Origin of the sequence: Actinomadura sp. SCN-SB (assembly GCF_043906805.1) — a bacterium.
Lineage (GTDB): Bacteria > Actinomycetota > Actinomycetes > Streptosporangiales > Streptosporangiaceae > Spirillospora.
This window is the reverse complement of record NZ_JBIMPP010000020.1, coordinates 102,876-116,952: the sequence shown is the minus strand read 5'-3', so window position 1 is coordinate 116,952 and position 14,077 is coordinate 102,876. Positions and strand designations below refer to the sequence as shown.

12 protein-coding genes are annotated in these 14,077 nt (G+C 73.2%); 11 read left to right on the top strand and 1 reads right to left on the bottom strand.

Going from position 1 to position 14,077, the window contains the following annotated elements; translation table 11 throughout:
* Positions 1 to 83: 83 nt before the first annotated feature.
* Positions 84 to 926 carry a sirohydrochlorin chelatase gene (locus tag ACGWYJ_RS15965; protein WP_395106753.1) on the bottom strand — a complete coding sequence of 281 codons (843 nt, stop codon included), beginning with the start codon at positions 924 to 926 and terminating at the stop codon, positions 84 to 86.
* Positions 927 to 1,145: 219 nt separating this feature from the next.
* On the opposite strand from ACGWYJ_RS15965, the gene ACGWYJ_RS15960 reads away from it, so the two are divergent.
* The 11 genes from ACGWYJ_RS15960 to ACGWYJ_RS15910 all read left to right on the top strand — a co-directional run bounded on the left by ACGWYJ_RS15960 (position 1,146) and on the right by ACGWYJ_RS15910 (position 14,072).
* Positions 1,146 to 3,575, top strand: coding sequence for a nitrate- and nitrite sensing domain-containing protein (locus ACGWYJ_RS15960; protein WP_395106752.1), 2,430 nt, complete (start codon positions 1,146 to 1,148; stop codon positions 3,573 to 3,575).
* Entirely contained in the window at positions 3,553 to 3,969 is a 417-nt protein-coding gene (locus ACGWYJ_RS15955; protein WP_395106757.1) for a roadblock/LC7 domain-containing protein, read from the top strand. The genes ACGWYJ_RS15960 and ACGWYJ_RS15955 overlap by 23 nt, the downstream gene beginning before the upstream one ends.
* Before the next feature lie 56 nt (positions 3,970 to 4,025).
* Positions 4,026 to 4,664: an ATP/GTP-binding protein gene (locus ACGWYJ_RS15950; protein ID WP_395106751.1), complete on the top strand. Its 639-nt coding sequence runs from the start codon at positions 4,026 to 4,028 to the stop codon at positions 4,662 to 4,664.
* Between the two features lie 155 nt (positions 4,665 to 4,819).
* Complete coding sequence (locus ACGWYJ_RS15945) at positions 4,820 to 7,423, top strand: nitrate- and nitrite sensing domain-containing protein (protein ID WP_395106750.1); 2,604 nt, start codon at positions 4,820 to 4,822, stop codon at positions 7,421 to 7,423.
* Positions 7,420 to 7,866 carry a roadblock/LC7 domain-containing protein gene (locus ACGWYJ_RS15940; protein WP_395106749.1) on the top strand — a complete coding sequence of 149 codons (447 nt, stop codon included), beginning with the start codon at positions 7,420 to 7,422 and terminating at the stop codon, positions 7,864 to 7,866. The genes ACGWYJ_RS15945 and ACGWYJ_RS15940 overlap by 4 nt, the downstream gene beginning before the upstream one ends.
* A 1-nt stretch (position 7,867) precedes the next feature.
* Positions 7,868 to 8,287, top strand: coding sequence for a DUF742 domain-containing protein (locus ACGWYJ_RS15935; RefSeq protein ID WP_395106748.1), 420 nt, complete (start codon positions 7,868 to 7,870; stop codon positions 8,285 to 8,287).
* The gene (locus ACGWYJ_RS15930; RefSeq protein WP_285696183.1) at positions 8,268 to 8,876 is read left to right on the top strand and encodes an ATP/GTP-binding protein; all 609 of its coding nucleotides are present in this window, start codon (positions 8,268 to 8,270) and stop codon (positions 8,874 to 8,876) included. The genes ACGWYJ_RS15935 and ACGWYJ_RS15930 overlap by 20 nt, the downstream gene beginning before the upstream one ends.
* A 196-nt stretch (positions 8,877 to 9,072) precedes the next feature.
* Entirely contained in the window at positions 9,073 to 10,260 is a 1,188-nt protein-coding gene (locus ACGWYJ_RS15925; RefSeq protein WP_395106747.1) for an ROK family protein, read from the top strand.
* A gap of 25 nt (positions 10,261 to 10,285) precedes the next feature.
* A complete protein-coding gene (locus tag ACGWYJ_RS15920) occupies positions 10,286 to 11,824 on the top strand; it encodes a sugar ABC transporter ATP-binding protein (RefSeq protein WP_395106746.1) in 1,539 nt (512 codons plus the stop codon).
* Positions 11,821 to 12,891: an ABC transporter permease gene (locus tag ACGWYJ_RS15915; RefSeq protein WP_395106745.1), complete on the top strand. Its 1,071-nt coding sequence runs from the start codon at positions 11,821 to 11,823 to the stop codon at positions 12,889 to 12,891. Before ACGWYJ_RS15920 ends, ACGWYJ_RS15915 begins: the two co-directional genes overlap by 4 nt.
* A 119-nt stretch (positions 12,892 to 13,010) precedes the next feature.
* A complete protein-coding gene (locus ACGWYJ_RS15910) occupies positions 13,011 to 14,072 on the top strand; it encodes an ABC transporter substrate-binding protein (RefSeq protein WP_395106744.1) in 1,062 nt (353 codons plus the stop codon).
* Positions 14,073 to 14,077: the final 5 nt, after the last annotated feature.

Genomic DNA, 14,077 nt, shown 5'->3' with positions numbered 1-14,077 from the left:
TCAAGGCGAGCGGCGGGGACCGCCGACCCCGCTTCGGGGGGTGTGGGGGGTCGTCCCCCCACATATGTCACAGCCCCCCACACTTAGCTAGAAAGAGCGCTTGCCAAGGTCTCCGTGTACCGGAGTGCGGCGAGCTTGGCCAGTGCCGGGTGTGCGCCCAGTGGCCCCGCGTGCTCGGCGCCCGCCGCCGCTGCCGCGGCGGCGATGTGCCTGGCGTCGGGTTCGTGGCCGATCAGGTGGGGTGCCACCGCGAGGCGCTGTACTCCCGAGGCGCGGAGTTGGGCGGCGGCCGTCTGGACGGCGTGGCCGTCGTCGATCCGCGCGGTGAAGACGGGGGAGGCCAGTCTTGAGGCCAGCAGCACGCCGGTGACCTCGGCCTGCCGGACCGCGAACGCGTCGCCGGGGACGACGACGATGATGCCGCCGGCGGCGGTCACCATGGTCATCATCCGGATGCGGTCGGCGCGGGCCAGTCCCGCGTCGGCCAGCCGGTCGTGGAGCGCTTCGGCGATCAGCGGGTGGGGGCCGAGGGGTTCGGTGGGCAGGGCCGGGACCGGCGCGTCCGCCACGAACTTGCGGATGGCGCCTTCGGCGGCGGGGTCGGGGCCGGTGGCCAGTGGCACTACCACCGCCCCCGGTTCGTCCTCTCGTTGCCGCTGCACTTGGGCGAGGACCGCGCCGAGGTTCCTGTCGTCGCCTTCGAGGTAGCCCACGAGGGTCGGCTGGCCGGTGTGCTCGATTTCGACGAGCCTGGCCAGTTCCTCGGGGACGCCGCCGGCGGTGCGGGACGATCCGGGGACGGCGAGGACGAGCGCGGGGGAGCCGGGGGGCAGCAGGAAGGATTCGTCGCCACGATGTCGGCCGCCGCGAGGTGCGCGGCGGCGCCGTGACGGAAGTGCCTGGGATGCCTGGCTTTCGGGACTCACGGCGGGAATCGTAACGCCGTAACGGACACATGGGTGATTCTCCGGCTCTTTGTTCCCGTAGTGGGATGTGATGGAGACCCTGGGCGGGCGGCGCGGGCACGGTTTCGCACCGATATGCGAAGAACTTGCGGGTGCGGACGCGCGAACCTCTATGATCGGGCGGCATCCGCACGCAGTCCGGGGGAGTCCGCGGGAGCAGAGGCCATCCGCGAGGTGACATTGAGTCCTCGAACGCGTTCGATCCGGTCCCGGGTCGTCGTGCTGTCGGCCGTCCCTTCGCTGACGCTGGCCCTGCTGTGGGGTCTCGGCATCGTCGCCGTCTCGGGCGACGCTCTGGAGCACCGCAGGGCGGAGCGGTCGGAGTCCCGGATGAGCGGTGCCGTGCACGACGCGGTCGCGGCCCTGACCGCCGAACGTCATGCTTCCGCGGTGTTCCTCGCGGCTCCCGCGCCCGCGTCCCGTCAGGCGATGGCGGCGGCGCGTGCCCGTACCGATGACGCGGTGGCCGCGTTCCGGCGCGGCGTGGCCGACGACCTGGAGGGTGCGGACGGCGAGGGCCGGGCCGCCGGGTTGCTGCGGGCGGCGCTGCGCGAGCTCGACCGCCTTTCCGCCACCCGTTACACGATCGACGCCCGCGGGCTGGAGGTCACCGGCGCGGTCGATGCCTACGGCGTGCCGGTGGAGGCGTTGTACGCCACGTCCGGTGCCTGGGTGCCCGAGGGCGATGGCGAGCTGGCGCGCTGGTCGGCGGGCCTGGTCGCCGGATACCGGGCGATGGACCTGATCGGACGGGAGGGCGCGCTGGTGGCCGCAGCGGGCGGCGACGGCGTGCTGAGCGCCGCGGAGCGGCGGGCGTTCGCGGGGCTGGCGGACGCGCAGCGGCGCCTGTGGGACGAGGAGCGCGCGCAGTTGCCCGCCGCGGTCCACGGGCGTCTGATCGCGCCGCTGCTGTCGGCGCCCGCGTTCGCCGAGTTCCGCGACGTGGAGGAAGGGATCGCCGCCGCGACGGAGGGCGAGCCGGAGGGTGAGCCGCGCGTCGACGCGCGGCGTTGGACCGCTACAGCGCAGCCGCTGCTGCTCTCGCTCATGTCGCGCCACCGGCAGGCGTCGCGGGAGCTCGCCGAGGAACGGGACGCTCGTGGCAACGCGCTCTGGATCCGTCTCGGGCTCGTGGGCGGTCTCGGCCTGCTCGCCGTCGGTGCCTCGGTCGTGCTCGCGATCCACACCGTGCGCGCTCTGAACCGCGAGCTGGCCGCGTTGCGCGGCTCCGCGCGCGACCTGGCCCGGCGCAGGCTGCCCGCCGTGCTGGACCGGCTGGTGAGCGGCGAGCCCGCCGGTCCCGGCACCGGCCTTGAACCCGAGCCGGACGCGCCGCCTCCGGCTCGTACCAGAGAGATCCAGGAGGTCGCGGAAGAGCTGGACGCCGTGTGGCGCGGCGCGCTGGCCGCGTCGGACGGGCAGGTGTCCTCCCGCGCGGGCGTGCGCCGGATCCTGCTGGACGTCGCCCGCCGCAACCAGTCGCTGCTGCACCGCCAGCTCGCCATGCTGCGCGACCTGGAGGCGCGCGTCGAGCCCGGGGAACGGGACGAGCTGCGCAAGCTGGACCGCCTGACCGCGCGGATGCGGCGGCACGCGGAAAGTTTGATCATTCTGTCCGGTTCCGTGCCGCCGCGGCCGCGCCGCGACCCCGCCCCGGTGGCCAAGGTGCTGCGCGACGCCGTCGCGGGCATCGAGGACGACGAACGGGTGTCGGTGCTGGCGCCGTCGCGCGACGGCGTCGTGGGCGCCGCCGTGGCGGACCTGACCCATCTGCTGGCCGAGCTGCTGGAGAACGCCGCGGTGTTCTCGCCGCCGAACACCGGGATCCGCGTGATGGCCGACCGGGTCGGCGGCGGCTTCGCGATCGAGATCGAGGACCGCGGGCTCGGCATGCCCCCGGCCGAGCTGGAGGCGATCAACGACCGGCTGGCCGCGCCGCCCGAGCCGGACCTGGCCGACACCGACCGGCTCGGCCTGGCCGTGGTGGCCCGCCTGGCCCACCGGCACGGCGTCCGCGTCTCGCTGCGCCCCTCGCCGTACGGCGGCACCACCGCGATCGTGCTGCTGCCGCACGAGCTGATGGTCCCGGCCGGGCTGATGGACGGCGACGGGTCCTGGGCGCTGGACGTCGCCGGCCCGCCCGGCCCCGCGCCCGCACGCGCGCTCGGGCCGGCCCCCGCGACCGCTCCCGAACCGGCGGGAAAACTACGCCGATTTGGTTGGAACGCACAGGAAAGCGGCGTTCTGCCTGCGGGCCACGCGCCGACGGGCAATCCTTGGTCGGATGACGACACCGGATCGGGAACGGACCCGCCTCCCCCGCGGGAGGACCGGGTGAACGGGCCCGCGGCCGAGCCGGAGGAGACCTATGCCGGGCTGCCCCGGCGGCGGCGCCGGCAGAGCCTGGCCCCGCAACTGAGAGGAAGGGACCGGACGCCGCCACCGCCGGCGGGCGGACCCGGACCGGCCGGGCGGATGGTCCGGTCGCCCGAGGAGGCCCGTTCGATGATGGCGTCGATACAGCAAGGATGGCGGCGCGGACGAGCGTCGGATCCGGGGGATTCGGGGGAAGAGGAGAGACCTGATGATGCACAACACCGCGACCGGTGAACTGAACTGGCTGCTCAACGACTTCGCCGGGCGCGTACCGACGGTCCGGCAGGCGGTGATCCTCTCGCGTGACGGGCTGGCCGTCGCCGCCTCGCAGGAGCTGGGCCGGGAGGACGCCGAGCACCTGTCCGCGCTGGCGGCCGGGGTGCAGAGCCTGGCCCGCGGCGCCGGGCGGCACTTCGGCGGCGGCAACGTGCGGCAGACCATCATCGAGATGGACACCATGCTGCTGTTCGTCACCGCCGCGGGCAACGGCACCTGCCTGGCGGTGCTGGCCAGCGCGGACGCCGACGCCGGCCTGATCGCCTACGAGATGGCCGTCCTGGTGAAGCGGGTGGGACAGCATCTGCAGGCCAGCCCCCGGTTCGCCGGCACCGGCTTCGACGGCGGCTGAGATGTCCGGCCTCGGCGAGTCAGGCCCCCGCGTGGGGCCGCCCGCGGCGGTGCGCCATGGTGTCGGCCGGCGCTGACCAGTGGGCCCGGCAGGGCACCGACCCCTCGGGCCCCTTGGTCACCACCAAGATCCTGGTCGCCGGCGGGTTCGGCGCCGGCAAGACGACCATGGTCGGGTCGATCAGCGAGATCCGGCCGCTGGTCACCGAGGAGGAGCTGACCGACCGCGGCGTCGGCGTGGACGACGTCGCGGGCGTGGACCGCAAGTCCACCACCACCGTGGCGATGGACTTCGGCCGCATCACCCTCACCGAGCGGCTGGTGCTCTACCTCTTCGGCACCCCGGGCCAGGAGCGCTTCTGGTTCATGTGGGACGAGCTCGCCTATGGCGCGCTGGGCGCGGTGGTGCTGGCGGACACCCGGCGGCTGCGTGACAGCTTCCCGTCCATCGACTACTTCGAGCAGCGCGGGACGCCGTTCGTGGTGGCGGTGAACTGTTTCGACGGCGTCCGCACGCACCGCGCGCAGGACATCGCGATCGCGCTGGACCTCGACCCGGGGATCCCGGTGGTGCTCTGCGACGTCCGCAGCAAGGAGTCGGCCAAGCAGGTGCTGATCCGGCTCGTGGAACACGTGCTGGCCTGGGCGGATCCGGGACATCCCGGGGCCGGCGGCGCCGTGGGCGAGGCCCGTTGAGCGGCGCGTTCCGCCCGTTGACATAGGCCGGGAAGCCGCTCCGTAGTAGGCTCCGGCAGTCCCCCCTTTACACCTACATATCGAGAGGTTCCCCCCGGCATGTCGTGCCTCCGGCAGCTCAAGGCCCCAGGCGGACGCAGGGTTTATCGGCCGTGATGAACCGGCGCTCCGCCTCGATCCGTACCTGGATCGTCGTGCTGATCCTGGTGCCGCTGCTCTCCCTCGCGGTGCTGTGGGCGTTCGCCACCAACCTGACCTACGGCGACGCGCGGCAGCTCCAGCAGAGCAACCAGTTCCAGGAGAAGTCGCTGCTGCCCACCCAACGGCTGATCGACGGGCTGCAGAAGGAGCGCAGGCTGTCGCTCGGCAGGCTCGGCGGCGGCGGACCCGCGGAGGTCGCGGCGCTGGCCACCCAGCGGCGCGCCACCGACCGGGCGCGCGCGGACGTCGAGCGGCACAGCCGGGACCGCAGGCTGCGCGGCGCGATCGAGCGGCCCGTGGTGGAGCGCATCGACGCGTTCGTCGCCCGGCTCAAGAGCCTGGAACAGATCCGCAGGGACGTGGACGCGCGCAGCTCGGACCGCCTGCGGGTGCTGGGGGACTACTCGGGACTGATCGACTCGGCGTTCGCCATCTACGGTACGGTCGCGCCCGCCGACCGGGCGATCGCGCGGCAGGGCACCGCCCTGGTCGCGCTGGCCCGCGCCCGCGAGTTCCTGGCCCGCGAGGACGCGCTGTTCGCCGGGGCCGCGCCGGGCGGACGGTTCACCGCGGCGGAGCGCGCGCAGTTCGCGCAGCTCGTGGGCGCGCAGCGGATGATGTTCGCCGACAACGCGGCCGGCCTGCCGGCGTCCGGGCGGGAACGGCTGGAACGGCTCTTCGCGTCCCCGGAGTCGGTCGTGCTGCGCCGCCTGGAGGACCTGGTGGTGCGCGGCGCCGACCCCGCCGAGCCGCGCCGCGACCGTGACGCCGGCGTTCCCGGCCAGGTGAGGGGCGGGGCGGGCGCGCAGGCCGCGCAGGCCGCGCCTCAGGTGGACGCCGCTGCCTGGCGTACCTCGATCAACATCGTGACCGAGCGCCTGTTCCAGTTCGAGAACGACGCCCTGGACGCGCTCACCGAGGAGGCCGAGGGCATCGCCTTCACCGTGGTGCAGCGGCTGGCCCTGTCCGGCGGCCTCGGCCTGGCCGCGGTCGTCGTCTCGTCCGTCATCGCGGTGCGGGTGTCGCGGCGGCTGCTGCGCGAGTCCCGGACGCTGGCGGACGGCGTCGGCGCCTTCACCACCAAGACGCTCCCCGCGGTCGCCGAGCGGGCCCGCGCGGGCGGCACGATCGACCCGGAGATGCTGGAGGGCGGCGACGTCCCGGACCACGACTACCGGATCCAGGAGATCCGGCGGATCTCCGAGTCGTTCGCCAAGGCCCGCGACGCCGTGCTGGTCGCCGCCGCGCGCGAGCTGGAGACGCGTAACGGCATCAGCGAGGTCTTCGTGAACCTGGCCCGCCGCAACCAGGCGTTGCTGCACCGCCAGCTCAGCCTGCTGGACGCCATGGAGCGCCGCACCGAGGACCCGGCCGAGCTGTCGGACCTGTTCCGGCTCGACCACCTGGCCACCCGCATGCGGCGGCATGCCGAGGGCCTGGTCATCCTGGCGGGCAAGTCCGCCGGGCGCGGCTGGCGGCATCCGGTCCCGGTGGTGGACGTGGTGCGCGGCGCGGTGGCCGAGGTCGAGGACTACGCGCGCGTCCGCGTCCAGCCGTTGCCGAGGAAGGCGCTGGTGGGCTCGGCGGTGGCCGACGTCATCCATCTGCTCGCCGAGATCGTGGAGAACGCCACGACGTTCTCGCCGCCCCGGTCGCCGGTGAAGGTCAGCGGGCACGCGGTGGCCAGCGGGCTGGTCATCGAGGTGGAGGACCGCGGCCTCGGGATGCCCGAGACGGACCTGGCCGCCGCCAACGAGCGCCTGGCCGACCCGCCCGAGTTCGACCCGGCCGACAGCGCGCGGCTCGGCCTGTTCGTGGTCGCGCGGCTCGCCCGCCGCCACGGCATCACCGTCACGCTGCGGCAGTCGCCGTACGGGGGGACGACCGCGATCGCGCTGATCCCCGCGTCGCTGCTCACCGACGTACCGGAGCAGGAGAGCCCGGCGCGGCGGACGACCGGGCAGATGGCCGCCGTGCCCGAGCGCGCGGGCGCGCGCGGACTCGCCGGCGGCCCGCCGAACCAGACCGGGCCGGTACGGCTGGTGGCCCAGCCGCCCAGTCCCGAGCCGCCCGCTTCCAGGCTCGCACCCCAGCCGTCCGTTCCCGAGCCGTCCGAGAGCCGCCCGGGGGACACGGGAGACCGCGACGTGCCCGAGCCGGTTCGCGCCGAGCGTGAGCAGGCCCCGCCCCCGCCTCCCCTGACGACGGGGGAGCTGCCGCGCCGCCGCAAGCAGACCCATCTGGCGCCGCAGTTGCGGGAGAAGGTGGACGCCGACCTCGCGGCGTCGGGACGCGCGGCGCCTCCGTCCGGCGAACACCCCGTGCCGGACCCGCGACCCGAGGGGCGCGACAGCGGTGGCACCGCCGGTACCGGTGGCGCCGGCGGAACGGGCCACGCCGACGACGCGAGCGCGGGACCGCCCGGCAGCGGCCCGCGCAGCCCGGAGGAGATGAAGGCGCTCATGTCCTCCATGCAGCGCGGCTGGCAGCGCGGACGTAGTGAATCAGGACAGGCGGACGCCGGACCGTCCCTAGCCGAGGAGGACGACAACCCATGACCGAAGCGCGGCAGCCGGAGGCTGAAGCGATCATGGCGGCGACCGGCGAGCTGAACTGGCTGCTGGACACCATGGTCGAGCGGGTCGCCCAGGTGCAGAACGCCGCGGTGCTGTCCAGCGACGGGCTGCGCATCGCCGCGTCCCGCGGCCTGGCGCGCGAGCAGTCCGACCACCTGTCGGCGGTGGCCGCCAGCTTCCAGAGCCTGGCGCGCGGTGCCGGCGAGTCGTTCGGCGGCGGCCCGGTGCGCCAGGTGATCGTGGAGATGGAGTCGGCGTTCCTGTTCGTCACCGCGGCCGGGGAGGGCGCCTGCCTGGCCGTGCTCGCCGACGCCGACGCCGACCTCGGGGTCATCGCCTACGAGATGGCGATGCTGGTGACCAGGGTCGGCAAGCACCTTTCGGCGCACCCGCGGATGGCCGCGGCCGAGCGGGGCGGCGCCTGAGGTGCCCGCGACACCGCCCCGAGGGCACGGCGACTCCGCGTGGTACGACGACGCGGCCGGTCCGGTCGTGCGTCCCTACGCCCTCACCGGCGGGCGCACCGACTACGACGCCGAGGTGCTGGACCTGGTGGCGCTGATCACCACGGAGGAGGAGCCGCCGGACGATCCGGAGGGCGTGGGTCCCGCGGCACGCGGCTGGGTCCCGGCGCCCGAACATGAGATGATCTTGGAGCTTTGCCGCACCCCCCTGTCGGTTGTCGAGATAGCGTCGGAACTGGAACTCGCCCTGGGCGTCGTCCGGGTGCTGCTCGGCGATCTGCTCGACCGTGAGCTGGTCCGCGTCCGCCGCCCCGCGCCGGTCGCGCAGTTCCCCAGCGAGCGCGTACTCAAGGAAGTGATCGATGGAATCCGTGCGCTCTGACCCGGCCGCGACGGCCGGCGAATCCGCGCTGACCGTCAAGATCCTGGTCGCCGGTGGCTTCGGCGTCGGCAAGTCCACCCTGGTGAGCGCGGTGAGCGAGATCCGCCCCCTGCGCACCGAGGAGGCGCTCACCGAAAGGAGCATCGGCGTCGACGACACCTCCGCCGTCGCCGGCAAGACGACCACCACCGTGGCGATGGACTTCGGCCGCATCACGCTGCCGAACGGCCTGGTGCTGTTCGTCTTCGGCACGCCGGGGCAGGACCGGTTCTGGTTCATGTGGGACGAGCTGGCCAAGGGGGCGCTGGGCGCGGTCGTCCTCGTCGACACCCGCCGCCTGGCCGACTGCTTCGCCTCGGTCGACTACTTCGAGCGCCGCGGCGTCCCGTTCATCATCGGCGTCAACCAGTTCCCGGGCTCGGGCATGCACACCGCCGACCAGGTCAGGGACGCCCTGGACCTGACCCCCGACATCCCGGTCATCAACTGCGACGTCCGTGAGAGGGAGTCGGCCAAGCAGGTCCTCATCACGCTCGTCGAGCACATCATGAGGACCATGAGCACCGGGCGCGGAGCCCTCACGTACTAGGCGCGTGTCGGCGCGCTCAGCGGACGCGGCGGCCGCACGGGCGAGACCCCCGGACCTGTCCGGGGGTTTTTCCTTGCGCGACTTTGTCTTGGCTCAGGAGAAAGTTGTCGCGATCTGATGGAAAGGTCTTCTCAGGACGGCGAAAGTCGAGGTACCTTCTGCGCACGGTGACCCGTTCGGCGGGAAGGACGGCGTGATGCGCATGACGGCCCGGCCGGAGAACGTGCATCAGGCACGCCTGCTGCGGCTGTTGCGCGACGAAGGCCCGAGATCGCGTGCCGAGCTCGGGGACGTGGTGCGGCTCTCCCGCTCCAAGCTCGCCGTCGAGCTGGACCGGCTGGTGGCGCTCGGCCTCGTGGAGACCGCCGGGCTGGCGGCGTCCAGGGGAGGGCGGCGGTCGGGCATCGTGCGGCTCTCGCCCGGACTGCGGTTCGTCGCCTTCGACATCGGGGCCACCTCGATCGACGTGGCGGTGACCAACGGCGAGCTGGAGGTCCTCGGCCATGTCAGCGAGGAGTGCGCGGTCCGTGAGGGCGCGACCGTCGTGCTGGACCGGGCCCTCGACCTCCTCGGCAAGCTGCGGGACGAGGGACTGATCCCGCAGGTGCACGGCACCGGGATCGGCGTTCCGGGACCGGTGAGCTTCCGGGACGGGATGCCGGTCGCGCCGCCGATCATGCCGGGCTGGGACCGCTTCCCCGTGCGGGAGGCGATCAGCCAGGAGCTGGGCTGTCCCGTGCTGGTGGACAACGACGTCAACATCATGGCGCTCGGCGAGCTGCACGCCGGGCTCGCCCGGTCGGTGGACGACTTCCTGCTGGTCAAGATCGGCACGGGCATCGGCTGCGGCATCGTCGTCGACGGGGCCATCTACAGGGGCGTCTCCGGCAGCGCCGGGGACATCGGCCACATCCGCGTCGACGACGACGGCCCGGTGTGCGCCTGCGGCAACGCGGGCTGCCTGGAGGCGTACTTCGGGGGCGCCGCGCTGGCCAGGGACGCCACCGCCGAGGCGCGCGCGGGCCGGTCCGAGCGGCTGGCCGCGGTCCTGGAGGCGAACGGCGAGATCACCGCCCGGGACGTGGCGGACGCCGCCGCCGCGGGCGACCCGGTCGCCGTCCGGCTGGTCCGCGAGGGCGGCCGGCACGTCGGCCAGGTGCTCGCCGGGCTGGTCAGCTTCTTCAACCCCGGGCTCGTCATCATCGCGGGCGGTGTGGCGGGGCTCGGGCACACCCTGCTCGCCGAGATCCGCGGTGTCGTCTACCGCCGCTCGCTGCCGCTGGCGACCGGCAACCTTCCCATCGTCCTGTCCGAACTGCCCGGGACCGCCGGAGTGATCGGCGCCGCCCGCCTCATCAGCGACCACGTCTTCGCCGCCTCCTGATCCCACCCCTCTCTAGGAGACCCACGTGGGCCTTGCGAAGGACACCGACCAAGAGCCGCTGCTGCTCATGCGCGGCATCACCAAACGGTTCCCCGGCGTGCGCGCCCTCGACGGCGTCGACCTGGAGGTCCGGGCCGGCGAGGTGCACTGCCTGCTCGGCCAGAACGGCGCCGGCAAATCGACCCTGATCAAGGTGCTGGCCGGGGCGCACCGGCCGGACTCGGGTGAGATCACCCTGGGCGGCGAGCCGTTCGCGCCGGCCGACCCCACCGCGGCCATGCGCGCCGGCATCGCCACCATCTACCAGGAGCTCGACCTGGTGGACGGCCTGTCGGTGGCCGACAACATCTTCCTCGGGCACGAGCGCGCCCGGTTCGGCTTCACCCGCCGCGCCGAGGCCGAGCGCGCCGCCCGCGACCTGCTCGCCCGGCTCGGCCACGGCGAGATCCCGCCGCGCCGCGAGGTGGGCCGGCTGCCCGCGGCGGGCCGCCAGGTGGTGAGCATGGCGCGGGCGCTCTCCCACGACGCGCGGCTGATCATCATGGACGAGCCGTCGGCGGCGCTGGCGCACGACGAGGTCGCCAACCTGTTCCGGATCATTCGCGAGCTGACCTCGGCCGGGGTCGCGGTCGTCTACATCTCGCACCGGCTGGAGGAGATCCGCGAGATCGGCGACCGGGTCACCGTGCTCAAGGACGGCCGCGCCGTGGCGCACGGCCTGCCCGCCCGCACCACCTCCACCGGCCGGATCGTCTCCCTGATGACCGGGCGGGACGTCGAGTACGCCTTCCCGCCGCGCTCCGACCCCCCGGAGGACGGCGAGCGTCCCGAGGTGCTGCGGGTCGAGGGGCTGACGCTGGCGGGCTCGTTCGAGGACGTGTCGTTCTCCGTCCGCGCGGGCGAGATCGTCGGGCTCGCGGGACTGGTCGGGGCGGGCCGCTCGGAGATCCTGGAGACCATCTACGGCACCCGCAGGGCCACCGGCGGCAGGGTGCTGCTGGACGGCCGCCCGATGCGCCCCGGCGACACCGGCGCGGCCGTCCGGAGCGGCATGGGCATGGCGCCCGAGGAGCGCAAGAGCCAGGCGCTGCTGATGTACGAGTCGGTCGCGGGCAACATCACGCTGGCCGGGCTGCCCGGTTACGCGAAGCTCGGCTGGCTGGACCGGCGGCGCGAGCTGGCCGACGTCCGCGAGCAGATCGAGGCGCTGGACATCCGGCCGCCCGACCCCACGCGCCAGGTGGCGACCCTGTCGGGCGGCAACCAGCAGAAGGTGGTGCTGGCCCGGTGGCTGGCGGGCGCCGGCGGCCTGCGGCTGCTCGTCCTGGACGAGCCCACGCGGGGCGTCGACGTGGGCGCCAGGGCGGAGCTGTACGCGGTGATCCGCGGGCTGGCCGACCGGGGCGTGGCGGTGCTGCTGGTCTCCAGCGAGGTGCCCGAGGTCCTGGGCCTGGCCGACCGGATCCTGGTGATCCGCGAGGGCCGTGTCATCCACAGCGACGACGCCGTCGAGCTGGACGAGCACCGCGTGCTCAACATGATCATGGAAGGGAGGGCCCTGTGACCGAGGCCGGTGTGGGACCCAAGGAGGACGTGCTGAGCGGCTCCTCCTCGGAGAAGGGCGGCGGCGGGCCGCTGGGGCGGCTGCCGTGGAGGTCGCCGAAGGCCGGCAACGGCAACGGCGCTCCCGCGGGGCCCGGCGAGTTCCGGCATCTGGGGCTGGTCGCGGCGCTGGTGCTGCTGGCGGTGGTCGGCCTGATCACCAAGCCCGACAACTTCGCCACCTCCGACAACATCGTCGGCATCCTGGTGCTGGCCTCCACCATCGGCGTCATCACGGTCGGCATGACCTTCGTGATCATCGGTGGCGGGATCGACCTGTCGGTGGGCGCGCTGATGGCGCTGGCGTCGGTGTGGGCGACCACGCTGGCGACCCAGTCCTACGGGCCCGCCGTGATGGCGCTGTGCGCGATCCTGGTCGGCACCGGCGCCGGGCTGGTCAACGGGATCCTGATCGCCTACGGGCGGCTGGTGCCGTTCATCGCCACCCTGGCGATGCTGGTGGCCGCGCGGGGCCTCGCGCAGCGCATGTCGGACCGCAAGACCCAGCTGATCCGGCCGGAGAACGACGCCATCGAGTCGCTGTCGACCACCCGGGCGCTGGGGATCCCCCTGGTGGTGTTCCTCTTCGCGGCGGTGGCGGTGGCGGGCTGGCTGCTGCTCAACCGCACCACCTTCGGCCGCCGCACGTTCGCGGTCGGCGGCAACCCCGAGGCGGCCCGGCTCGCCGGCATCAACGTCCGCCGCCAGACCCTCGCCCTGTACGCGCTGTCCGGGCTGTGCTGCGGCATCGCCGCGATCATCATCATGGCCCGCACCACCACCGGCTCCAGCACCCACGGCGACCTGTACGAGCTGGACGCGATCGCCGCGGTGATCATCGGCGGCACGCTGCTCACCGGCGGGCGCGGCACGCTGGTCGGCTCGATCCTGGGCGTGCTGGTGTTCACCCTCATCACCAACCTGTTCATCCTCAACGGGCTGGACACCAGCGACCAGCTGATCGCCAAGGGCCTGATCATCGTGGTCGCCGTCCTGCTGCAGCGCCGCGGCCTGCGCAGCCCGACCTGACCCGCGCGCGGTCCTCCTATCAACCGTCCCCCTCCACCAAGCCCGCCTTCGACAGCCCCCCGTCCGTTCGTCCGGCTCCCGACGTCCCATCTCACCCCCCACCCCGATCAGGAGCAGCCATGAGCGACACCACCAGGCCGAGCCGCCGCAACCTGCTGTTCGGCGGCGCCGTCGTCGCGGCCGGCGGCCTCGCCGCCGCCTGCACCAGCAACGAGCCCGAGGAGCCGACCGCCCCGGCCGCGCAGGTCGGGAACAACGCCGGCGACAACGACAAGCCCGGCAAGAAGGTGACCATCGGGTTCTCCGCGCCCGCCGCCGACCACGGCTGGATCGCGGCCATCACCAAGAACGCCGAGGCCACCGCCAAGCGGTACTCGGACGTGACGTTCCGTCCCGTCGAGCCCACCAACGACATCAACCAGCAGATCTCCGCCGTGGAGTCGCTGATCTCGGCCAAGGTGAACGTGCTGGTGCTGCTGCCCAACGACGGCGAGCAGCTCAACCAGGTGGCGCGCAAGGCCAGCGACGCCGGGATCCCGGTGGTCAACCTGGACCGGATCCTCCCCGACAAGCTCTCGTACCGGACCTGGATCGGCGGCGACAACTACGGCATGGGCGTCGCGGCCGGCCACTACATCGGCGGCAAGCTCAAGCAGAAGGGCGTCACCAACCCGGTGATCGTGGAGATCCAGGGCATCGCCACGCTGCCGCTCACCCAGGACCGCAGCCGCGGCTTCGCCGACGCGCTGAAGACGTACGGCTTCAGCGTCACCGCCAAGCAGGACGCCAAGTTCACGGTGGAGTCCGGCAACCAGGTCGCCACCAACCTGCTCCAGGCGCACAAGAAGATCGACGCGATGTGGAACCAGGACGACGACCAGGGCGTGGGCGTGCTCGCCGCCATCAAGCAGGCGGGCCGCAACGAGTTCTTCATGGTCGGCGGCGCCGGCTCGGCCAACGCCATGCGGGAGATCAAGGGCGGCAACAGCGTGCTGGAGGCCACCGTCACCTACAGTCCGTCCATGGCCTCCTCCGCGATCCGGATCGCCCGGCTGATCGCGCAGGGAAAGGGCATGGCCGACCTCGTGGAGCAGCAGGTGCCGCAGTCGATCACGCTCGCCTCGGAGACGATCACCAAGCAGAACGTCGACCGGTACCTGCCGCTCGGCTTCGAGTCGTGAGCCGG